This is a genomic window from Salinibaculum sp. SYNS191 (assembly GCF_037338445.1).
In the GTDB taxonomy this organism is placed as follows: Archaea; Halobacteriota; Halobacteria; order Halobacteriales; family Haloarculaceae; genus Salinibaculum; species Salinibaculum marinum.
Genome location: NZ_CP147838.1, coordinates 3872478 through 3893548, shown reverse-complemented (window position 1 = coordinate 3893548; position 21071 = coordinate 3872478). Strand labels below are relative to the sequence as shown.

The 21071-nt window shown below is 66.4% G+C and carries 17 protein-coding genes, 1 tRNA gene and 3 pseudogenes; 11 read left to right on the top strand and 10 right to left on the bottom strand.

The annotated features are described in order from the left end of the window. Positions 1-16: 16 nt before the first annotated feature. From cmk to WDJ57_RS20140, 6 genes and pseudogenes are all read left to right on the top strand, one after another. Positions 17-460, top strand: a pseudogene (cmk, locus tag WDJ57_RS20165) ((d)CMP kinase); the annotation flags it as partial. A 135-nt stretch (positions 461-595) separates the two neighbouring features. Continuing rightward, a pseudogene (locus WDJ57_RS20160) lies at positions 596-1518 on the top strand (RNA-guided pseudouridylation complex pseudouridine synthase subunit Cbf5). A gap of 60 nt (positions 1519-1578) precedes the next feature. Further along, positions 1579-2898, top strand: a complete 1320-nt coding sequence (locus tag WDJ57_RS20155; RefSeq protein WP_338902820.1) for a PQQ-binding-like beta-propeller repeat protein — start codon at positions 1579-1581, stop codon at positions 2896-2898. 64 nt (positions 2899-2962) lie between these two features. Further along, positions 2963-3033: transfer RNA gene (locus WDJ57_RS20150), tRNA-Pro, on the top strand. Between the two features lie 927 nt (positions 3034-3960). Continuing rightward, complete coding sequence (locus WDJ57_RS20145) at positions 3961-4137, top strand: hypothetical protein (RefSeq protein ID WP_338902819.1); 177 nt, start codon at positions 3961-3963, stop codon at positions 4135-4137. A 57-nt stretch (positions 4138-4194) separates the two neighbouring features. Then, on the top strand, positions 4195-4809 hold the full coding sequence (locus WDJ57_RS20140; protein ID WP_338902817.1) for a thermonuclease family protein: 615 nt from the start codon (positions 4195-4197) through the stop codon (positions 4807-4809). A gap of 2 nt (positions 4810-4811) precedes the next feature. On the opposite strand, the gene WDJ57_RS20135 is transcribed toward WDJ57_RS20140, so the two are convergent. The 3 genes and pseudogenes from WDJ57_RS20135 to WDJ57_RS20125 form a co-directional block, all read right to left on the bottom strand. Next, entirely contained in the window at positions 4812-5381 is a 570-nt protein-coding gene (locus WDJ57_RS20135) for a DUF7524 family protein (protein WP_338902815.1), read from the bottom strand. A gap of 33 nt (positions 5382-5414) precedes the next feature. Then, positions 5415-5609: a methytransferase partner Trm112 gene (locus WDJ57_RS20130; RefSeq protein ID WP_338902814.1), complete on the bottom strand. Its 195-nt coding sequence runs from the start codon at positions 5607-5609 to the stop codon at positions 5415-5417. Between the two features lie 67 nt (positions 5610-5676). Then, positions 5677-7052 (bottom strand): annotated as a pseudogene (locus tag WDJ57_RS20125) (adenylosuccinate synthase). 276 nt (positions 7053-7328) lie between these two features. Here WDJ57_RS20125 and WDJ57_RS20120 point away from each other — a divergent pair. Continuing rightward, positions 7329-7634 carry a hypothetical protein gene (locus WDJ57_RS20120; protein ID WP_338902813.1) on the top strand — a complete coding sequence of 102 codons (306 nt, stop codon included), beginning with the start codon at positions 7329-7331 and terminating at the stop codon, positions 7632-7634. Here the strand turns inward: WDJ57_RS20120 and WDJ57_RS20115 are convergent. Continuing rightward, a complete protein-coding gene (locus WDJ57_RS20115; RefSeq protein ID WP_338902812.1) occupies positions 7631-10096 on the bottom strand; it encodes a DUF7527 domain-containing protein in 2466 nt (821 codons plus the stop codon). The two genes, WDJ57_RS20120 and WDJ57_RS20115, sit on opposite strands and share 4 nt — an antisense overlap. Positions 10097-10188: 92 nt before the next feature. On the opposite strand from WDJ57_RS20115, the gene WDJ57_RS20110 reads away from it, so the two are divergent. The 4 genes from WDJ57_RS20110 to WDJ57_RS20095 all read left to right on the top strand — a co-directional run bounded on the left by WDJ57_RS20110 (position 10189) and on the right by WDJ57_RS20095 (position 13311). Further along, complete coding sequence (locus tag WDJ57_RS20110) at positions 10189-10617, top strand: DUF7541 family protein (protein WP_338902811.1); 429 nt, start codon at positions 10189-10191, stop codon at positions 10615-10617. Positions 10618-10657: 40 nt separating this feature from the next. Then, positions 10658-10906 carry a DUF6684 family protein gene (locus tag WDJ57_RS20105; RefSeq protein WP_338902809.1) on the top strand — a complete coding sequence of 83 codons (249 nt, stop codon included), beginning with the start codon at positions 10658-10660 and terminating at the stop codon, positions 10904-10906. Between the two features lie 153 nt (positions 10907-11059). Beyond that, complete coding sequence (locus tag WDJ57_RS20100; protein ID WP_338902807.1) at positions 11060-12880, top strand: cytochrome c oxidase subunit I; 1821 nt, start codon at positions 11060-11062, stop codon at positions 12878-12880. A 167-nt stretch (positions 12881-13047) separates the two neighbouring features. After that, a complete protein-coding gene (locus tag WDJ57_RS20095) occupies positions 13048-13311 on the top strand; it encodes a DUF7520 family protein (RefSeq protein WP_338902805.1) in 264 nt (87 codons plus the stop codon). A 33-nt stretch (positions 13312-13344) separates the two neighbouring features. On the opposite strand, the gene WDJ57_RS20090 is transcribed toward WDJ57_RS20095, so the two are convergent. The 6 genes from WDJ57_RS20090 to WDJ57_RS20065 form a co-directional block, all read right to left on the bottom strand. Continuing rightward, positions 13345-14955, bottom strand: a complete 1611-nt coding sequence (locus WDJ57_RS20090) for a long-chain-fatty-acid--CoA ligase (RefSeq protein WP_338902804.1) — start codon at positions 14953-14955, stop codon at positions 13345-13347. 173 nt (positions 14956-15128) lie between these two features. Continuing rightward, the gene (locus tag WDJ57_RS20085) at positions 15129-15923 is read right to left on the bottom strand and encodes a CBS domain-containing protein (protein ID WP_338902802.1); all 795 of its coding nucleotides are present in this window, start codon (positions 15921-15923) and stop codon (positions 15129-15131) included. Between the two features lie 40 nt (positions 15924-15963). Then, complete coding sequence (locus WDJ57_RS20080; protein WP_338902801.1) at positions 15964-17475, bottom strand: DHH family phosphoesterase; 1512 nt, start codon at positions 17473-17475, stop codon at positions 15964-15966. 66 nt (positions 17476-17541) lie between these two features. Next, entirely contained in the window at positions 17542-17970 is a 429-nt protein-coding gene (gene lrpA1 / locus WDJ57_RS20075) for an HTH-type transcriptional regulator LrpA1 (RefSeq protein ID WP_338902800.1), read from the bottom strand. A gap of 121 nt (positions 17971-18091) precedes the next feature. After that, positions 18092-19030: a thiamine pyrophosphate-dependent enzyme gene (locus tag WDJ57_RS20070; RefSeq protein ID WP_338902799.1), complete on the bottom strand. Its 939-nt coding sequence runs from the start codon at positions 19028-19030 to the stop codon at positions 18092-18094. A gap of 2 nt (positions 19031-19032) precedes the next feature. Further along, entirely contained in the window at positions 19033-20928 is a 1896-nt protein-coding gene (locus WDJ57_RS20065) for a 2-oxoacid:acceptor oxidoreductase subunit alpha (RefSeq protein ID WP_338902797.1), read from the bottom strand. Positions 20929-21071 lie beyond the last annotated feature (143 nt).

The following is a 21071-nucleotide window of genomic DNA, read 5'->3' as shown; positions in this document are numbered from 1 at the left end:
CCGACGCACGTAGGGTATGTTGATTACCGTCTCCGGACCGGGAGGCAGCGGCAAGAGTACGCTCGCCGCGAACCTCGCCGCCCACCTGGGGTACGACCACGTCTCGGGCGGGGACATCTTCCGAGAGATTGCAGACGAACGGGGCCTGACACCGCTGGAACTCAACAGGCACGCCGAGGAGGACGACCAGATAGACCGCGACCTGGACCGGCGACTGCGCTCGACCGCCCGCGACCGCGAGGACCTCGTGCTCGAATCCAGACTCGCCGGGTGGATGGCCGGCGACTACGCCGACCTCCGCGTCTGGCTGGACGCGCCGCTTTCGGTCCGAGCCGCTCGCATCGCCGACCGCGAGGAGAAGTCCGCCGAGATGGCCCGCGAGGAGACCACGGCCCGCGCCGAGAGCGAAGCGCTCCGCTACCGTGAGTACTATGGCATCGACATCGACGACCTGGGCATCTACGACCTCGTCGTGAACACGGCCCGCTGGGGCCCGGAGGGCGTGCTCGCGCTGGTGACGCTTGCTGCCGAGCAGTACGCCCCCGAAACCGACGAGGAAGACGCCGGTCACCGGGGTCGACTACGACTTCGACTGATGGCACTGCGTGGCCCACCCGCCGACCGCTCGCCGGCGGCCCTGTTGCAATTTGGCGTCGTCAACCTCGACAAGCCGCCGGGCCCGTCGGCCCACCAGGTCGCCGGGTGGGTCCGCGATATGGTCGGGGACAGACTGGCAGAGGCGGGCCACGAGCCAATCGACCGGGTAGCACACGGCGGGACGCTGGACCCGAAGGTCACCGGCTGCCTGCCGATTCTGCTGGGCGACGCTGCCCGCTGTGCCCGGGTCTTCGACGACAGCGTGAAGGAGTACGTCGCGGTCCTGGAACTTCACGGCCCGGCGCCCGCAGACCTCGAATCCGTCCTCACCGAGTTCGAAGCGCCGCTGTACCAGAAGCCGCCACGGAAGAGCGCGGTCCGCCGGCAGCGACGCGTCCGGGAGATACACGACCTGGAACTGCTGGAACTGGACGGCCAGCGTGGCCTGCTGCGGGTGCGCTGTGAATCCGGCACGTACGTCCGGAAACTCTGTCACGACCTCGGACTGGCGCTGGGGACGGGCGCGCACATGGGCGACCTCCGGCGGACCGCGACCGGAACCTTCGACGACCGCTCGCTGGTCACGATGGAGGACCTGGCCGACGCGCTGGCCTTTGGGCGGCAGACGACGACACCGACCCGCTCCGGGACGTCGTCGCCCCCGCCGAGCGCGCCCTGGAGACGCTGCCCCGCGTCACAATCGCGCCGAGTGCGGCGCGTGAAGTCGCGGAGGGGGCGCCGGTGTACGCGCCGGGAGTCCTGGGAACGGCCGCCGCTCCAGTAGACGGCGCGACACCCGAGGACGGCGAGCTGGTCTGCTGTGTCACCCCCGACGAGGCGGCGGTCTGTCTCGGGACGCTCGTCGGCGACCCCGAAGCCGAGCGCGGGACGGTCGTGGAACTCGAACGCGTGCTGGTCTGAGACGCGGCGTGCTCGGCGGATGACGCAACTGTTATCGGGCCATTGGCGCAATCACGGGCAATGACAGCCGACGACGACCGGACGGCGACGTCCCACTCCGGTGGAGAGCCCGGCGACGACGGCGGTCACTCGTCCCGTCGGGAGTTTCTCAAACTCGGGACGGCGGTGACCGTCGGTGCCACCGCTGGCTGTGCGCGATTCGCCCCGACGGCCCCGCCGAGGGAACTCGACGAACCGACCGCCGAGAGCCGCGCCCTCCCGACGCGGCCGGACACCATCTTCATGGGAGACGTCGAGCGCACGGGCCACTGGCCCGACCAGTCTGTGCCCGACGCGGTGGAACTGGCCTGGTCGGAGCCCGGCATCAACACCGGCAGCCACACGGCGGCGAAGTCCTCGCCGCTGTACTACGAGGGGAACGTCATCGTGCCCGGTGACACCGGGACTGTCCACTCCTTCACACCCGAAGGCGAGCAGAACTGGGAAGCGTCGCTGGTCCCGTCCACCCGTGGAACCCACTCGACGCCGGCCGTCGTCGACGACTACGTCTTCACCGCCGGCTACGACGGTGCCGTCTACGCCTTCGACGCCGTGACCGGGGACCGAATCTGGCGGACGCAGGTCGCCGACGCCATCGGCTCCAGTCCGGTCTACTACGACGGCGTCGTTTACTGCGCAACCGAGTTCTACACGCCAAGCGGCGGCATGGTGGCCCTCGACCCGGCGACGGGCGGGCTCATCTGGGAGGACAACCGGATGACCAACCACGCCCACTCCATCACCGGCATCGACGTGTCCTCCGGCGTGTTCGCCGCGGGCTGCAACGACGGGTCGCTGTACGTCTGGGACCTCGACACCCGCGACTTCCGGGGGACCTTCGAGACTGCCGCGCCGATAAAGGGGCCCGTCTGCATGTACGGCGGGACGGCCATCTTCGGGTCCTGGGACGGAAACGTCTACGCCGTCGACACGACCTCTCTCGCCGAGGTCTGGCGCTACGAGACCGGGTACAAAATCATGTCGGGTGCGGCCGTCCATCCCGACTCCGGGACGCTGGTCATCGGCAACCACGGCGGCGAACTCCTGGGTCTGGGCACTGCCACGGGCGAGCGGGAGTGGTCCTTCGACTGCGAGGGCTGGGTCATCGGGAGCGTCACGCTCGCCGGCGACACCGCGCTCGTGGGCAGTTACGACGCGACGCTGTTCGCGGTCGACGCCCGCGGCGGCGACGAGCGCTGGCGGTTCGAACGACCCCACGGCCGCGTCACCTCCGCCCCGGCCGTCCACGACGGCGACATCTACGTCACGGAGCGGGCGGTCCTCGACGGCGAGGAGACCCTCGAGGAGTCCGGGTATCTCTACAAGCTGACCGCGGCGTAGCCCACCCGAGACGTGGCCGGCGAATCGAAGGGCTTAATCCCGGCACGGGTGTCCACCAATATGCGGGACCGTGGGGTAGCGGTATCCTCGGCGCATGGGGTGCGTCGGACCTGAGTTCGAATCTCGGCGGTCCCATACACCACTTTTTGCTACGTCGGGTGTCACATACGAGCCTTCGGCTCGTGGTGCACCACTCCTCGCAAAAACGTGGGGAAAAAGCCGCTCGCGGTCGGGAGACCGCTCACGGCGAACCGGCTCACCACGTTCGCCGGATGCGTTCCCTTCTACAGATTCAGGCCGTCAAAGACGACTCGCGTACCTCGGCTGTCCCACTTTTCACGAAGCGACCACAGGACCACGAGAGTGAGCTATGCGAGCGCTTGGCAGTCCATTCCGCTTTTCACGTGGCTCTACACAGTCAGGAGCAACAGCTTGGTGCGGGACTCCACGATAGAGAGTCGGAAATAGCCGTCTCTCATACTGCAGGGACGGTCAGAGTGAGTGGGCCCTCGGAGAAATCCCAGACGACACACTCGTCTGCAGCTATCGTGCTCAACACCACGGTCGCTGTGCAGCGCCGGAAAATGTCCCGAAAGAAATCCCGGTGATGACTTTCGGAACGCTGTCAGAGGCTGTGGGAACTTCTGCACCCACGATACCCATTATATTTCGAATCCATTTAAACATATTTGCTTGCCAATGAAGAATTTTTCAATAGAGGCGCGGCGGGAAACCCCCTCGCGAAACTGGTCCCGACTGGCGGAGCGAAACGTCCGGGCGGTTGTCGACACGCCGAGTGACCGGCCCGTCGAGCCCGATGCGCACGCGTTCCAGCGTCTTCTCACAGTCGTGGGGCGACAGCCGCCCGGTGGACATCCCGACACAGGCAACTCCGAGATGGGGAAAATCCCCGCTGACGGGACGGCAACCGTCGATTCGACCGGCTTCGGCGAAGGATGAACGGCAGGCTCTCGGACCTGTCGCTCACCTGTCGCTGCTGACGCACGCTCGCCGGGCCAGTCTGCCATCACCGTTTTGTGAGCGCGGCCCCAACCCGATGCAATGGGATTCTTCAACGACCTCGGCAGGAAGGCCGAGAAACTGAAACAGGAGGCGACCGCCGCCACGGAAGCGGAGGCGACCCACGGCTGCCCCGACTGCGAGACGCTGCTGTACACCGACCACGAGGAATGTCCCGAGTGCGGAGGCGGGAACGTCGGCGAACTGGGCGGCGAGTAAGGAAGGCCGACACAGCGCCGCTTCGAAACGACACCAGGTTCGACCCCGGCTACTCACATGACGCAGACGACCCGACGCTTCTTTCTCGTGATGCTGGTCGTCCTCGCCGGCTGTAGCGTGAACGTGACCGAGACCGGCCCGACAGCGACGGGGACGGCGTCGTCCGGGGTCGGCGCTGGGGACGCAACGACGTCGCCGGCCTTCGAGCCGGCGGAACGGATTCCGGTCCGCGTGACGGACGTGGTCGACGGCGATACAGTCGACGTCGTGCTGCCGGACGGGAGCGAGGAGACGGTCCGGTTGCTCGGGGTCGATACACCGGAGGTCCACACAGAGACGACCCCGCCGGAGTTCGAGGGCGTCCCCGACAGCGAGGCGGGACGGGCCTGTCTCCGCGAGGCCGGCCAGAACGCGAGCGAGTACCTGCGAGGGCACCTCTCCGGCGAGGACGCGACGCTGCTCGTCGACCCCGTCTCGGACCGCCGCGGCGGGTACGGCCGTCTGCTGGCGTACGTCTCCCACGACGGCCGGAACCTGAACTACGCGCTCGTGGGCTCCGGCCACGCCCGCGTCTACGACTCGCAGTTCGCGCTCCGCACGGCGTTCTACGACGCGGAGGTCGACGCCAGGGAGGCTGGACGCGGCGTCTGGCGGTGTCGGAGTCCCGTCTGAAGCTACCCGCTGACGAGGACGTAGAGCGCGACGAGGACGCCCCCGAAGACGGCCGCCGCCCCGACGGTCACCAGCGTATCCTGGACGAGGACGGCAGCGAGTAGGGCAACGGCGAGCGCGAGACCGCCCAGCGCGAGCACCGGGAGTTCCGGGCCCTCGAAGGTCGGCGTTCTCGACTCCGTCCGGTCAGAATCCGGTGGCTTCGACAGCGACTCGTCGACTTCGACCGGCGTCCCGGCGGGCGTCGGTGACGAGAGCTGGACGTCGACCCAGCGGGTCTCGGAACCGTACGCGGAGACGACTTTCAGCTTCCCGAAGACCCCGTCGTCGGGCAGGCTGTCGGTGTCTACGGTGATGCGGACGGCCCGGCTCGCGTCGCCCTCGACGTAGTGGTTGTTTGCGTCGAGGCGAGCCACGTCCGAGAGCGAATCGTCGAGGTGGAGGTGGACGTGCAGCGAGGGGCCGTGGTTGACGAGCACCACGTCGAAGGAGCCGTCGGTCTCGAACGCGTCCGGAATCTCGATGGCGTGGAGGTCGTGACGGCTGACGTGGACGGCGAGCTCGTCGGGCACGGGTGCGACTCCGTGGGCACCGAAGAAAAAACTTCAGGCTGGGGCTTCGTCGCGCATGTCCGGCGGCAGGAGGTTCGGGATGCCGTCCTCGATGGGGTAGGACTCGCCACACTCCGTGCAGACGAGTTCGCCCGTCAGAATCTCCTCGCCGTCGCGTTCGCCCACGTCGAGTTCGAGGTCGTGTTTGTCCACCGGACAGCAGAGAATCTCCATCAGTTCCTCTTTCATACGCTCCCCTCGGCCCGGACGCCCTAAAAACGTGCTGTCTGGCGCGGGACGGGCCGGCCGGGTCGCGTTAGAAGGGGCGCTGGCGGACGATGGCCTCGTCGCGGTTCGGGCCGACGCCGATGGCGTAGGCGGGCGTGTCGAGTTCGTCCTCGATGTACTCGACGTATGCCTGTGCGTTCTCGGGGAGTGCCTCGTAGCCCTCCTCGGCGATGGCGGCCCAGTCGCCGTCGTCCCAGCCGTCGAAGGTGCGGAAGGTGGCCTCGCAGGCCTGCCACTGCTCCGTCGTCGATGGAATCGTGTGCATCTCCTCGCCGTCGAGCGTGTATGTGTGGCCGACCTTCACCTCGTCGAGGCCGGCGAGGACGTCGAGGTGGTTGATGGCGAGGCCGGTAAAGCCGGAGACGCGCGTGGCGTGGCGCAGCATCGGCATGTCGAGCCAGCCGACGCGGCGCGGGCGACCGGTGACGGTGCCGTACTCGCCGCCCTCCTCGCGGATGTAGGTGGCCAGTTCCTCGTCGTCGCCCTCGCCCTGCTCCTCGTAGCCCGGCGTGTCGCCGACGACGCCGCCGAGTTCGGTCGGCAGCGGGCCGCTCCCGACGCGGGTCAGGTACCCCTTCACGATACCGATTATCTCGCCGCCGCCGACGAGGCCGGGGCTGAGTCCGGTGCCGACCGCCGCGCCGCCGGCCGTCGGGTTCGAGGAGGTGACGTAGGGGTAGTTCCCATGGTCGATGTCGATGAGCGTCCCCTGTGCGCCTTCGAGCATGACGTTCTGGCCCTCCTCACTGGCGGCCGTGAGGAACTCGCCGGCGACGACGGTCATGTCGTCGTCCTCGAAGCGGCGGCCAAACTCGCGGAACTCCTCGAAGAGCGCGTCCACGTCGAACGCATCGGGGTCGTCAGGTCGGCCACGTCGAGGCCGTAGACGTCCTCGACGAGCGCACGCTTCTGGGGGACAACGTATTCGAGGCGGTCGCGGAGCACGTCCGAGTCGAGCAGGTCGCCGACGCGGACGCCGCGGCGGCCGGCCTTGTCCTCGTAGGTCGGGCCGATGCCGCGGCCCGTCGTGCCGACCTCGTCGTCGGTCTCGCTTTTGACCTCTTCCTCGATGCCGTCGAGGACGCGGTGGTACGGGAGGATGACGTGCGCACGCTCGGCGACCCGCACGTCGGGGTCGAGGCCGCGGTCGCGCAGCGTGTCGAGTTCGTCGAACAGCGTTCGCGGGTTGACGACGCACCCGTTGCCGAGTACGCCGACCTTGCCGCGGATGGCGCCGCTCGGGACGAGCGAGAGCTTGTACTCCTCGCCCTGGTGGACGACGGTGTGGCCGGCGTTGTCGCCGCCCTGGTAGCGCGCGACGACGTCCGCCGCGTCGCCGAACAGGTCGACGATGCCGCCCTTCCCTTCGTCTCCGAGCTGTGCGCCCACGATTGTAACGGTCATCACGGCGACGTTCCGCCCGTCCCGGTAAACAGATTACGGTCCAGCCCCGCCGCTGTATGTGAACAGTTGTATTTAAGTATCCGCTCTGAGAAGCCCCAATCTGTTAGCAGTCACCATGGTAGGAACTCTGCGACGGATGTGGCGTCATTCCTCGGCAACTGGGACCAAACCCCACCATTCATTACCGTCGAGACCCAACCCTGGGACTGTGTCGCACACGAAACGGCTGCCACGAAAGCAACTTTTAAATCCGGCCAATACAAGTTAACAATTGCCATGATAGACAGACTTGAGAAGGAAGTCGACATGCTGGAACGCCATCTGCAGGTGCTGCGGATGGTCATCGAGAACGAACCGATCGGCATCGTGAAGATGTCTAACGAGACGGGATACCCGCATCACAAGGTGCGCTACTCGCTCCGCGTCCTCGAAGAGGAGTCCCTCATCGAGCCGTCCAGTCAGGGTGCAATCACGACGGAGGAGACAGAGGAGTTCGTCGAGGACCTAGACGGAAAAATCGACCACATCATCGAGAAGCTCGAGGGCATGAAAATCGAGGGTGTGGCGGAAATCGAAGGCTAGAGTTCCGGCACTTCTAGGTGGAAGTTCTCGTTTCTCGCCTCGACGAGACAGAGGTGGTACCCGCGCTTGCGGGAGAGGTTCACGAAACTCTTGCGCTTGTCACGACTGAGCAGCCCCCCGCGCGTCGCGTCGGCCACCGTCTCCAGGGCCTCCGGTTCGAAGAAGCTCTGGGTGACGAGGAACGCGGCGGCGAAGGCGTCGCTGGTCCGGCCGACCCGCTCGGCGGCCGTGATGAGTGATTCCATCATCGCCTCGCTCGCCCCCTGTCTGGAGTCGTTGATGTTCGCCACCAGCAGTGGGTCGCCCATCCGCGCGCGGAAGACCAGGTCGAACGTCTCCTGGCGCTCGTTCTCCTCCGCGTCCGTCGTGGTGACGACCCCGTTGAGTTCGATGCGGTTTATCTCCGGGAGCGCGTCGTAGAGGTCCTGCAGCGTCTCCGTGTGGCCCGTGCTCTGTATCTCGAACAGCAGGTCCTCCACGACCCACTTCACGAAACTGTACTCGACGGTCTCTTCGAGGAACTGGTCGTAGGCCTGGCCCCCGACCGACGCCGCCGCGGCGTCGAACTGGGTGTGTTTCTCCAGGCGGAGGTTGTCGGTGACGTCCTCCCGGCGCTGTCCCGAATCGTGGGCCTTCTGGAGCGTGCTCTCGCCCTTCGAGCGGTAGCGCACGAACAGGTCCGTCCCCTGCAGTGCCTCCTGGGGCGTGATGCGGCGCTCGGCGTCGGTCTTCGCTCCGAGTTCCTCCTCCAGCCGCCGGAGTTCGCTCTCCAGACGCTCGACCTCCCGCTCCAGTTCGTCGCGCTCCTCCTGGACCGTCGCCAGGTTCGCGCGCGCCTCGTCTCGCGCGTCCGTCGCCGCCTGCAGGTCGCTCTCCAGGCGCTCGATTTCCGCGCGGCGCTCGGCCAGCTCCGACCGGAGGGTCTCCACCTCCTCGCTGTCCTCCTGCGTCGGCTCCGCGCTCGACTCCGCTGTGGACTGCTCGGCCGTCTCCCCGTCGGACCCGGGCGAGTCCGTCGACGGGGCGTCCCCGGGCGTCGACTGGTGCTGGCGCGACTGACGCTGCGGCTGCTGTGGCTCCTCACGCGTGGCGGTATCATCGGCCCGCCCGCTGTCACGCGACTGTTCGGGCGCGCGGTCGCGCGACTCCTCGCGGCCGCGCCCGGGCGCGTCGCCGCGCTGGCCGGCTTCGCTCCCGGCCTGGGACCCGCGGACCGTCTCGCTTCGCTCCGGGTCCAGCGACGGAATCGCCTTCATCTCCAGGTCGTCCGGCGACCCCGGAGCGGGACGTGCGTCTGTCGGTGCCCCAACCTGGTCCGCTGCCTGCCCGGACTCCCTCCCGGGGGACCGTCCAGCCGTCGACGGCTGGGGACTCGGCTCCCCGCCCGGCGTCGGCTGCTGACCCGTCGACGCTTGCCGATTCGAGGTGTCGGGGTCGGTCCCGACCGGTCCCGTTTCCGAACTGCTCCGGGGCTCCGGAGTCGTCCCCTGTCTCGACGGCTCGCCCGGTGGCTCCGTCGCTACGTCTGTGTCCCTGCTCTCCGGCGGCGACGATGGCTCCCCGGTCGCCGGTTCCGGCTTCCGGTCGTCCCTGTCCACTCCCTCGCCGGACGCCGGCACCTCGTCGCCGTTCGGGTCACTCTGCGCATTCGCGGGGTCCGCGGGCTCGGACGGCTCCGGACTCCGGTCACTCACGGGCCCCTCGGACGACTCCGACGTGGGGGGCGCGTCCGCATCGGCCGCTGGCGCGTCATCTGGACTGTCGGTCGCAGCCGGTTCGTCCCCGTCGTCAGTCTCGGGCGGTTCGTCGGCGGCGACCGGTTCCGTCTCGACGGTGGTCTCCGCGTCGGCGGCACTCTCCTCGCCGTCATCTGGTTCAGCCTCGGCAATCGCGCCCCCGGACGGGTCCGCTGCCGGTTCCTCGACCTCCGGAATCTCGATGGCGTCGATGCTGACCGGCTTCACCTCGTAGATGCCGACCTCGTCGTCGGCCTGTTCGAAGGCCTCGTCACCCTCGATGAGCCGCTTCGAGTTGCCCACGAAGGCGACGCTCATCGAGCGTCCGCGGTGGTAGACCAGGTAGTAGTCGCCGCTGAGAACGTTCTCCGAAAGTTCGACGAAGCCGGTGAAACCGCCGTCTTCGAGCGTCCGGTCGACTTCGGACACCGGCGTCTCCTCGGTGTAGTACTGTGCCCTGACCTCCTCGCTTCGCTCCTGCATGATGGCCAGCAGGGGGAGTGCCGGCGTCGGGGCAGTGTAGACCGACCCCGAGGCGTCTTCGAAGGACTCGATGGTGCCCCGGCGGATACCGATGACGACCCCTTTCGTCACGAAAAGCTCCGCACCGCCGGCGCGGACCACGCCGGAGAACTCCCGATCTGCGAGGTCGTGCAACCCACTGTAACCGCCACTGAACGACTGCTCGTCCCAGTCGTCGACTCGCTCGACCACGCGTGTGCTCATTAACTTGGAACATGCCGATGCGTGACTAATACTTTGTGGGGCTCCGCGGCCGGAGCGATGGACACTTGCTTCTCGATTCCCTATGTGCGTCCATGAGTGACGAGGTGGGCGACGACGTCGGCGAGGTGAGTCCCGGCCTCAGCGAGCAGTACCGGAAGGCGAGCCCGTGGCCGATGCTGGTCGCGTTCGGCTTCGTCATCTCGGAGATCGGCGTCGTCCTCGGCATCTTCCCGATAACTGTCGGCGGGCTCCTGCTGTTCGGGGGCACGGTCGCCGGCATCCTGAAGGAGTCGGCGTACGTCTCCCGGACCTGGCTCTCCCTCGGTGTCATCGCCGCGATACTCGCCGTCCTGGGGGGACTCGCCGTCGGGCTGAACATCGAACCCTCCGCACTCTCGGTGGAAGCGTTGCTTGACCCCGCCCGGCCGTTCGTCTACCGGGGCACGTCGATTCTCGCCGCCTCGGTAGTCATGCTGGGCGTCGCCGCGACGCTGTGGCTGCTGGGCGAGGACCTGGCCTGAAACCAACACGCTATTTACGCGGTCGGCCGAAAGGGCATCCATGTCAGAGAAAGTGTTCGACCGTGAAACACTGCTCGACCTCACGGTCAACGTCATCCCGTTCATCATCCTGGCGTTCTTTTTCGTGGCGTTCATCGTGTTCACACCCTTTGGATTCGACAGCGTCATCTCCAGCATCCAGCTCGCCATCATCGCCCTCTCCGGCATCGGCCTGATGGTCCTGACCTACTACTCGGGCCGGGCCGTCTCGAAGGCAGAGAAGGCCGAGGAAGCGGCCGCCGAAGAGTAGTCGACGGTCACCGCCGACGGTTTCACGGAAGGTTCTCGACACATCCCTTCTCAGGGGCTGACACCCCGGCGAGCGGCGGTCTCGAAGCCGCCGCGGCCTTCCGGTACGGGCGGAACCTAAGCTTTGATAACCCTGTAGTCCTGAAGGGAATCCATGGCAGGAGAACAGCTTCTACTGACGGCGCTTATGGGGATTCTGCTGATAGGCGTCGTCGTCCTACTGACACGCATCGAGGACTGGCGGTCGTACACGCCACTCGCCGGCGGTGGCGTCTACGGCGGCGAGACCGGAGTCGCACACGAGGAGAAGCCGTCGGGACTGATTCGGTGGTTCACGACTGTCGACCACAAGGACATCGGCATGCTCTACGGGCTGTACGCCATCATCGCCTTCGTCGTCGGCGGCCTGATGGCGGTCGGCATCCGCCTCCAGCTCATCACGCCCGAAGGGGCCGTCTTCGGCAACAACTTCTACAACGCGATTCTGACGAGTCACGGCATCACGATGCTGTTTCTCTTCGGAACGCCCATCATCGCCGCCTTCGCGAACTACTTCGTCCCGCTGCTCATCGGCGCGGACGACATGGCCTTCCCCCGCATCAACGCCATCGCCTTCTGGCTGCTGCCACCCGGTGCACTACTCATCTGGGGCGGCTTCTTCCTCGAACCGGTGACGGCCGGCGCGATAGAGGCGGCACAGACCTCCTGGACGATGTACACGCCGCTTTCGGTCGAGCAGGTCAACCCCGGCGTCGACCTGATGCTGCTCGGGTTACACCTGACAGGCGTCTCAGCGACGATGGGTGCGATCAACTTCATCGCGACCATCTTCACCGAGCGCGGTGACGACGTCTCCTGGGCCAATCTGGACATCTTCTCGTGGACCATCCTCACCCAGTCCGGCCTCATCCTATTCGCGTTCCCGCTGCTGGGCAGCGCGCTCGTCATGCTGCTGATGGACCGGAACCTCGGCACGCTGTTCTTCGCGGTGGAGGGCGGCGGCCCGATACTGTGGCAACACCTGTTCTGGTTCTTCGGCCACCCCGAGGTGTACATCCTCGTGTTACCCCCGATGGGTATCGTGAGTCTCGTGCTCCCCAAGTTCGCCGGCCGGAAGCTGTTCGGCTTCAAGTTCGTCGTCTACTCGACGCTCGCCATCGGCGTCCTCTCCTTCGGCGTCTGGGCCCACCACATGTTCTCGACCGGGATGGACCCGCGCCTCCAGGCGAGTTTCATGGCGGTCTCGCTGGCAATCGCAGTGCCCAGTGCCGTCAAGACGTTCAACTGGATTACGACGATGTGGAACGGGCGCCTGCGGCTGACGACGCCGATGCTGTTCTGTATCGGCTTCGTCTCGAACTTCATCATCGGCGGCATCACCGGCGTCTTCCTCGCCACCGTCCCCGTCGACCTCATCCTCCACGACACCTACTACGTGGTCGGTCACTTCCACTACATCGTCATGGGGGCTATCGGCTTCGCCGCCTTCGCCGGCCTGTACTACTGGTTCCCCATCTTCACCGGGAAGATGTACCAGAAGAAACTCGGGAAGGCACACTTCTGGCTGTCGATGGTCGGCACCAACGTGACCTTCTTCGCCATGCTGGCGCTGGGCTACCTGGGCATGCCGCGGCGGTACGCGACCTACCAGTTCGACGCCGCCATCGCGTCGCTGGACCTCGTGACGCTGATGCACCAGGCGGCCTCCGTGGGCGCGATCATCCTGCTCATCGGGCAGATCATCTTCGTCTGGAACTTCGTGCAGTCCTGGCTCGAAGGCCCCGAGGTCAACGAGAGCGACCCGTGGGACCTCGCGGAGACCGGCCAGAAGACCAAGGAGTTCGACTGGTACGGCGACAAGATTTCGACGGCCCTCACCGACGGCGGCGAAGAGGACGAAGTCGCCACCGACGGCGGCGAACCGGTCGCGGAGGACGCGGCCGCTGCGGCGGACGAGGACGCACAGGATAACTGACGGACAGTCCGTATTTTACGCGGCGTTCACGACGAGCACGATACCCGTCAGAAACATCATCAGGGCGATGCCGCCCAGCACGAGCATGAGCAGGTCTTTCTCGGCCATACCCAAGCAACGGCCGGGACGTGTAAAGCCTATTCGTCTCCGGGTCTAATTGGAGTCCGATGCACGCCACAGAGAAGTGGGAGGGCCCGCAGTTCGTCGTCGTGCTCTACAGTCTGCTGGTCCTGTTGACCGGCGTCTTCGGCTACGTCATCGGGCTCATCCGCCCGGCCGACATCGACCCGAAGCTGTTCATGCTCGTCGAGATGCCGCCGACGCCGTTCGGGATGGCCCTCTACGGGATGGTGACGGTCGGGACGATTCTCGGTGTCCTGCTGCTGGCGGTCCGGTACGTCGCCAGCGAGTACGACACCGCAGGAGAGTAGCACCGATTCCGGTCGAGTTGTCGAGTCGCTCCGTTATCCCTGGCCGACCATCCGGTCCTCGTCGTCCCACTCCTGCTCGCGGAGTTCGTACTTCTGGACCTTGCCGGTGGCCGTCGTCGGGAGTTCCGCGACGAACTCGAACCGGCGGACGATCTTGTAGCGGGCGAGCCGTTCCGAGGTGAACTCCTGGAGTTCCTCCTCGGTCACACCGGGGTTCTCGGGGTCGCCGGTCTCCGGCACGACGAAGGCCTTCGGTGTCTCGCCCCACTCGTCACTGGGCGAGGGAATGATGGCGACGTCGGAGACGTCGGGGTGGTCGAAGAGCGTGTCCTCCAGTTCGAGGCTGGAGATGTTCTCCCCGCCGGAGATGATGATGTCCTTCTTGCGGTCCTGGATGGCTACCATCCCGTTCTCGTCGACGGTGGCGAGGTCGCCCATGTGGTAGTAGCCCTCGACGCGGTCGTTGAACGCCGCCTCGGTCTCCTCGGGCTTGTTCCAGTAGCGGTCCATCACCTGGTTGCCGCGGACGACGATTTCGCCGATTGTCTGGTCGTCCCGCGGGACGTCGTTGCCGTCCTCGTCGACCACGCGGACGTCGGTGCCGTGGACGCCCATCCCCTGCCGTTTCTTGATGTCGAAGCGGGTCTCCTCGTTGATGCGGCGCTTGGCGTCGGAGATGGTGATGAGCGGGCCGGTTTCGGTCGCGCCGTAGAGGTGCTTGAGGTACCAGCCGAAGTCGTCCTCGACGTCGCGGATGGTGGCCTCGGGCGGGGCGCTGCCCGCCGTCGTCACGCGCACGTCGTTGTCGCCGGTCATCGGCGGTTCGTCGTTCTCGTTGTAGTAGTCGATGAGCTGGTTCAGGACCGTCGGGGCCGCACAGAGGAAGGAGACGTCTTCGCTGGTGATGGTGTCGACGATTTCGCCGGCGTCGATGCCACGCGTACAGATGTGCTTCGCGCCGGCCCCCGTGACGGCGTAGATGTGTCCCCAGCCGTTGACGTGGAACATCGGGAGCGTCCAGAGGTACACGTCGTCGTCGGTAATCTCGTGGTACATCGTCACGAGGTAGGCGTGCAGCGTCTCGGTGCGGTGGGTGCGACAGACGCCCTTCGGGTCGCCCGTCGTGCCGGAGGTGTAGTTGATGGTGATTATCTCGTCCTCGGCCATCTCGGGGCGCTCGTAGTCGGTCCCAGCCTCGGCCAGCAGATCGTCGAAGGACTCCCAGTCGCCATCGACGGCGTCGGCGTCGTTCGTGATGAACGTCTCCGTGGGCACCTCGTCGCGGATTGCCTCCACCTTCTCCGCGAAGTCGTAGTCGGCGACGATGACGTCCACGCCGGCGTCGCTGAGGATGTACTCGTAGTCCTCGGGGATGAGCCGGTAGTTCAGCGGCGTGTGGACGGCACCGATCTGCATCGCGCCGTAGGCGGCTTCGAGGTGGTAGTGCGTGTTGGGGTCCAGCACCGCCACGCGGTCGCCCTTGCCGATGCCCTTCTCCTGCAGGGCGGCAGAGAAGCGGTCCGCGCGCTCGGCCAGTTCGTCGTAGGAGTACCGTTCACCGGTCGTCGCGACCACTGCCTCCTGGTCGCCGTAGTACTTCCGTGCCCGGTCCAGAAACTCTGTTACTACGAGGGGTTTCTGCATAATAGATTCTCATACACGCGGGACAAAAACGCTCGGGTTTTTCTCAGTCTCCGGGCCGCGTCCCCACGCCGTGGGACATTCTCATGGGACAGGGCGTTGACACTCGCCGGGAGACGAGCGACCTCATCGCCGGGAGACGAGCGGTGGTCGTGGCGGGGTGGCCCAGTCCCGGGTCACCCTTCCTGCAGTCGCTTCGTCGTCTCGACGAGCGGGTGGTGGGCGTAGTCGACCGCCTCGATGTCGGCTATCGTTTCGAGGTTCTCCTTCTCCGCGGTCTTCGCCATCCCGAGGTCGACCGGTTCGTCGATGACGATGACGTAGGCGTCCATCTCCTCGATATCGAGTTTGCTGGCGGCCTTCACGCGGTGGTGGCCGTCGGCCAGCAGGAAGGCCTCCTCGCTGTCGATGACGACCAGCGGCTCTGCAAGGCCGCGTTCGAGTTCGTACCGCCGGCCCTCCAGTTCGTCGGCGTAGACCTTCCCCTGTGTCGGCGTCAGTTCCGCCAGTTTGACGTCGCGGCGTTCCTCGCGGGCCTCGACGCCGTGGATGTTCTCCAGCGTCCGCATCAGCTTGTCGACCTTGCTGGGGGTCGCGCGCTCTATCTGGCTGCGGATGACATCGGCGTTGGAGATGATGCCGACGAGATTGCCGGCGTCGTCGACAACCGGCAGGCGTCTGATGCCCGACCGGAGGATGACGCGCGCGGCGTCTGTCAGCGCCATCTCCGGGTGCGCGACCAGCAGGTCCGTCGTCATCACCTTGAATATCGGTTCGCTGTCCTCTCTCAGCAGGAGGTCGCGCGCGCTGATGAACCCCTCCACGTGGCGGCCGTCACAGACCGGAAAACCGCTGTGTTCGTCGCTCTCGGCGATGCGCTGACTCACTTCCGCCACTGTGTCGTCCGGCGACACGGTCGCGACGTCGCGGGTCATGTAGTCCTGAACGGTCGGCTTCCCCTCGTCTGCCATCGTCCCTAGCGAACGGGCGACGGCGACAAAAGCCTCCCGGCTACGGTTCGTCGGCCGCTGCGGCCTCGTCCGGCTCGCGACCCGGCAGCTCCTCCTCGGCGACGAGGTACTCGTCGGCGCTCTCGTCCGGCACGTACACCGGCGCGACAGTCTGGCCCGTCTGGGCGTCCAGGGCTTCGAGGAACCGGTCCGCGATGACCGCCTCCACGATCTCCCTGAGCGATTCGTCGCGGTCCTCGACCGACTCCAGGACGCCCATGGTTATCTGGGCCCCCGCCATGTCGGCGTGGCCGCCCGCGCTCCCGATGCGGCCAAAGGCGTCGCGCAGCACCTCGCCCAGGTCCACGTCCATCCCCTGGGCGCGCCCCGAGACGTATATCGTCCCCTCCTGGATGCCGTACACGAGCGTCGCCGAGACGCCCTCCATCATGAGCAGGCGGTCGGCGGCCTGGGCCAGCGAGTCCCGGTCGCGCATACGGCCGACGCAACTCAGCAGTACCGGCCCCTCCTGGCGACGGTTCCGGATTGCGCTCCCGATGGTGTCGAACGTCTCGGCGCTGATGCTCGGCGACTCGATGCGCTCCAGCAGTCCGAGGTCCGCTGCCGGCAACAGCCGCGCCGCCGCCTCGAAGTCGGCTGCGGACACCTCGCGGGTGAACTCCCGCGTGTCGACCCGGATGCCGAACAGCAGCCCCGTCGCCACGTCCTCGGACATCTGTATCCCGAGTCGCTCCAGGTAGTCCACGAGCAGCGTGCTCGTCGCGCCCACCCCGCTCCGGAGGTCGACGAACCGCGCCTCGACGGGCGCACGCGGCGGATGGTGGTCGATGACGACGTCGATGGGCAGGTCTTCCGGCAGCCCGTCGTTGACGCCCGGCCGTGAGTGGTCGACCAGCGCGAACCCGTCGTAGGCCTCCAGAAGCGAGTCCGGCTCCAGGTTCCGGAGGTCGAACTCGAGCAGGTTCACGAACGCCCGGTTCTCCTGGTGGGTGATGTCGCCGTAGTAGCAGAGGTCGACGGTGCAGTCGGTCTGCTCGGCGATACGGCCGAGTGCGACGGCGCTGGCGATGGCGTCCGGGTCGGGGTTGTCGTGGGTGACGATGGCCAGGCGGTCGATGCTGCGGAGGACGCGGGCGAGCTGGCGGACCTTGAGTCCGCTGTCGCTGACCCGCGAGAGCAGGTGGTCGGTGAGCGTCGCCGCGGGGTCGACGATAGTGTCCGCGACTGTTTCGAGCGTCGCTTTCTGCGGCGTCGCGTCGAACCCGGTGTAGGCGAGGAGGTGCGCGTCGGGGAACGCCTCGCGGGCGGCGCGGGCGGCGGCGACGTTCACCGTCGGGTCCTCGTCGGCGACGATGACGACGTCCACGGGGGCCAGGTCCTGCAGGGTCTCCCTGTCGGTCGGGTCACCGACGTGGACGGTGACGTCCTCGTCGTAGACGTCCGCCCGGTTCTCGTCGGGCGTGACGAGCAGGAGTCGGCCGGGCCGGTCCAGCAGCGACCTGACGAGCCGCGAGCCCAGCGACCCGTTCCCCAGGACCAGCCGGTCAGTCATGTTGGTTCCTCCGTGACGTACCGTCTAAAAAGGTCAGGCTTCGCCGGTCCGGGAGGGGTCCCGCTGTCACTTGAGTCGTTCCTGGAGGAAGGACGGGTGCGCGGCGCTGACGCCGTCCAGCGACGCGATGTGTTCGTTGATGACGTCGCCGAGTGCGTCCCCGTCACTGGCGCGGATTTCGGCCATCAGCATGTGGTCGCCGCTGGAGGTGTACAGCGCCTCGATGGATTCGAGGTCCTTCAGCGCCCGCGTCACCTCGACGTAGCGTTCGCTCTCGACGTCGACCCCCACGATGGCGATGGACTGCCCGGACAGTTTCTTCGGGTCCACGTCCGCAGAGTAACCGACGATGACGCCCTCCTCTTCGAGGCGCTGGATGTACTTTCTGACCGTCGGTTTCGACACTCCTGCGCGTTCTGCGATCTCGGCGTACGACGCCTGGGCGTCGTCCTCCAGGACCGACAGAATCCGCTGCTCCGTGGACTCGGCGCTCATAGGGCTATGTTTTGCTCCGGAGAAAAAATATCTTCCGAACCGAAAAACTCCCGCCGTCGCACCGGAACCGGCCGACGACACCCGTGTAGTGTCGGCTTACCGGCGACGGGGGTCGTTCGGCCTACGTGTGCCGGTCGATGAGTTCGTCCGCGGTCCGTTCCCACTGGGCGTCGTCGTCGAAGTACCGCTCCGCGAGCGGGTCCTCGGGCATCTCGCCGACGCTGCGCTTCTCCGCGCCGTAGGACGGCCGGTCGGCGTCGTGGTAGAAGCGGCCGGTCAGCACCTCGCCCTCCCAGAGTCGCGACTCGGCCTCGTACATCATCTCCGCGGCTTCCATCCGGTCGCCGGTGTCGAAGTCGAACTCGTCGTCGTCCTGGATGTCGGTGTAGGGGACGTACTCCTTGGCGTCCTTGTTCCAGGTGGGACACTGGGTGAGGAAGTCGACGTGTGCGAACCCGTCGTGTTCGATCGCTTCCTGCAGAATCTCCTTCGCCTGCCGCGGATTGACCGCGGCGGTCCGCGCGACGTACGACGACCCCGACGCCAGCGAGAGGGTGAGCGGTCGCACCGGGTCCTTGGCGCTGCCGTGGGGTTGCGTCTTCGACTTGTGGCCCTTCGGGCTGGTGGGTGAGGTCTGGCCCTTCGTCAGCCCGAAGATCTCGTTGTTGAAGACGATGTAGGTGATGTCGTGGTTCTCGCGGGCGGTGTGCATGAAGTGGTTGCCACCGATGCCGTACCCGTCGCCGTCACCGCCGGCGGCGATGACTTCCAGTCCCGGATTAGCCAACTTCGCTGCCCGCGCGATGGGGAGCGAGCGGCCGTGAATCGAGTGGTAGCCGTAACAGTCGAAGTAGCTGTTGAGCTTGCCCGAACAGCCGATACCCGTCACGAGCAGCGTCTCGTCGGGCGTCCGACCCACTTCGGGCATGGCCTGTTTCAGCGCCTTCAGGACGCCGAAGTCGCCACAGCCCGGACACCACGTCGCCTGCGGCTCTATTCCCGGTGTGAACTCCTCTCTGTCTGTCTCTCTGTCCTCTCCGATTGCTGAGAATGCGCTCATTGTCAGTCACCTGCCGCTGGGACGTACTTCACGTTGTGTGGGGCGGGCTGACCGCCGTCGATGCTCGATTCGACCCCCTCGACGATTTCGTGGGGCTCGAACGGTTCGCCGTCGAACTTCAGGAGGCTGGACATCTTGGGTCCGAACCTGCCCAGTTCGCGCTGGGTCAGCCCGCGGAACTGGCCCGTCGCGTTCATTTCGACGACGACGCACTCCTCGACGCTCTCCAAGAACTCGGTGACCTCCGCTTCGGGGTAGGGCATCATGTCGCTGACGCCCAGCGCCTTCACGGAGACGCCCTTCTCGTTGAGGCGGTCGACGGCCTCGAACACCGTGTCCTGCTGGCTGCCCCACGTCAGGATGCCGTAGTCGGCGTCCTCGGGACCCTGGTAGGTCTGGTGTGAGGAGTCCTTGGCGTCGAGTTCCTCCCGGATGCTGGTGAGCTTCCGGGCGCGGCGGCTCATCTGTGCCACGCGGTTGTCCGGGTCCTCGCTGATGTGCCCGACCTTGTTGTGCTCGTTGCCGGTCGCGAGGAAGCGCCCGCCCTTCTGGCCGGGAATCGACCGCGGGCTGACGCCGTTCTCGGGGTCGTGTCGGAACCGCTCGAACTTGCCCGACTCGTGGTGGGCGGCCTCCGCAATCTCCTCCTCGGTCAGCGTCGCGCCGAGGTCCGGTGCCGGTTCGCGGTCGAACAGGTCCGTCGAGACGTTGCGCATCTCCCCGCCGAGCTTCTGGTCGTAGATGACGATGGCCGGGAGCTGGTAGTCGTAGGCGAGTTCGAACGCCGCGCGGGTCTGCTCGTAGGCCTCCTCGACGTTGGCCGGCGCGAAGACGACGCGGTTGGAGTCGCCCTGGCTCGTGTAGAGGACGAAGTCCAGGTCGCCCTGTTCCGGCTTCGTCGGCATGCCGGTCGACGGACCGGCCCGCATTGCCTCGACGAGGACGATGGGCGTCTCGGTCATCTCCGCCAGGCCGAGCGGTTCGCTCATCAGCGCGAAGCCGCCGCCGGAGGAGCCCGACATCGCCTTCACGCCGGCGTGGGACGCGCCCAGCGCGAGCGCGGCCGCCGCGATTTCGTCCTCGACCTGCTCGGAGATGCCGCCGAACTCGGGCAGGTTCTGGGACATGATGGTGAACACGTCGGTCCACGGTGTCATCGGGTAGCCCGAGATGAACCGACAGCCGGCGTCCAGCGCGCCGTACGCGATGGCGTTGCTGCCGGTCATCAGCGCCTGCTCGCCGTCGTGGGTGCCCGTCGGGACCCGGAGATCGTGGCTCTCGTCGAATTCCTCGACCCGGTCGTAGGCGGCTTCGAGAATCTCGATGTTCGCGTCGAGAATGTCGCCGCTCATCGTGTCGCGCATCAGGTCCTCGAAGTGGCCGGGGTCCATGTCCAGCAACGCGGCGGTCGCACCGACGCCTGCGGTGTTGCGCATCACGTCGCTGCCGTGTTCGCGCGCTATCTCCCGCAGGTTCATCGGGTAGACGTGCCAGTCGTTCTCCTCGGCGCGCGCTTCCAGGTCGACCTCGGCGAGTTCGTCGTCCTCTATCTGCCCGGTGTCGTAGACGATGACGCCGCCCTCGTTGAGGTCGTCGAGGTTCTCGGTCAGCGGTTTCAGCTCCTCGTTGCCGTAGTAGGCTCCCTCCTGGGGGTTCCTGGCGAAGCTGTCGCCAAGCGCCAGCAGGAAGTTGAAGCCGTCGCCGCGCGACCGTACCGGTTCGTCGGATGCCCGTACTTCGACGTACGTATGACCGCCCCGGATTCGGGACGGGTAGTGGCGGTGCGTGAACACGTCCAGCCCGGCGCGCATCAGCGCCTTGGCGAAGTTCTGGCTGGTCGAGTCGATGCCGTCGCCGGAGCCACCGGCTATACGCCACATCAGTGTGTCGTTGGTCATGTGTAGGTCCTCGGCCCCGCCTGGGGTGCCGTAATTGAACTGAGGTGAGGTCCCGACTAAAGACTTATCACGATGAATAATGATTATCGTTACCAGTTGGCAAAGATAGGAACAGTATCGAGGAGTGAAAGTGGACAGACGTC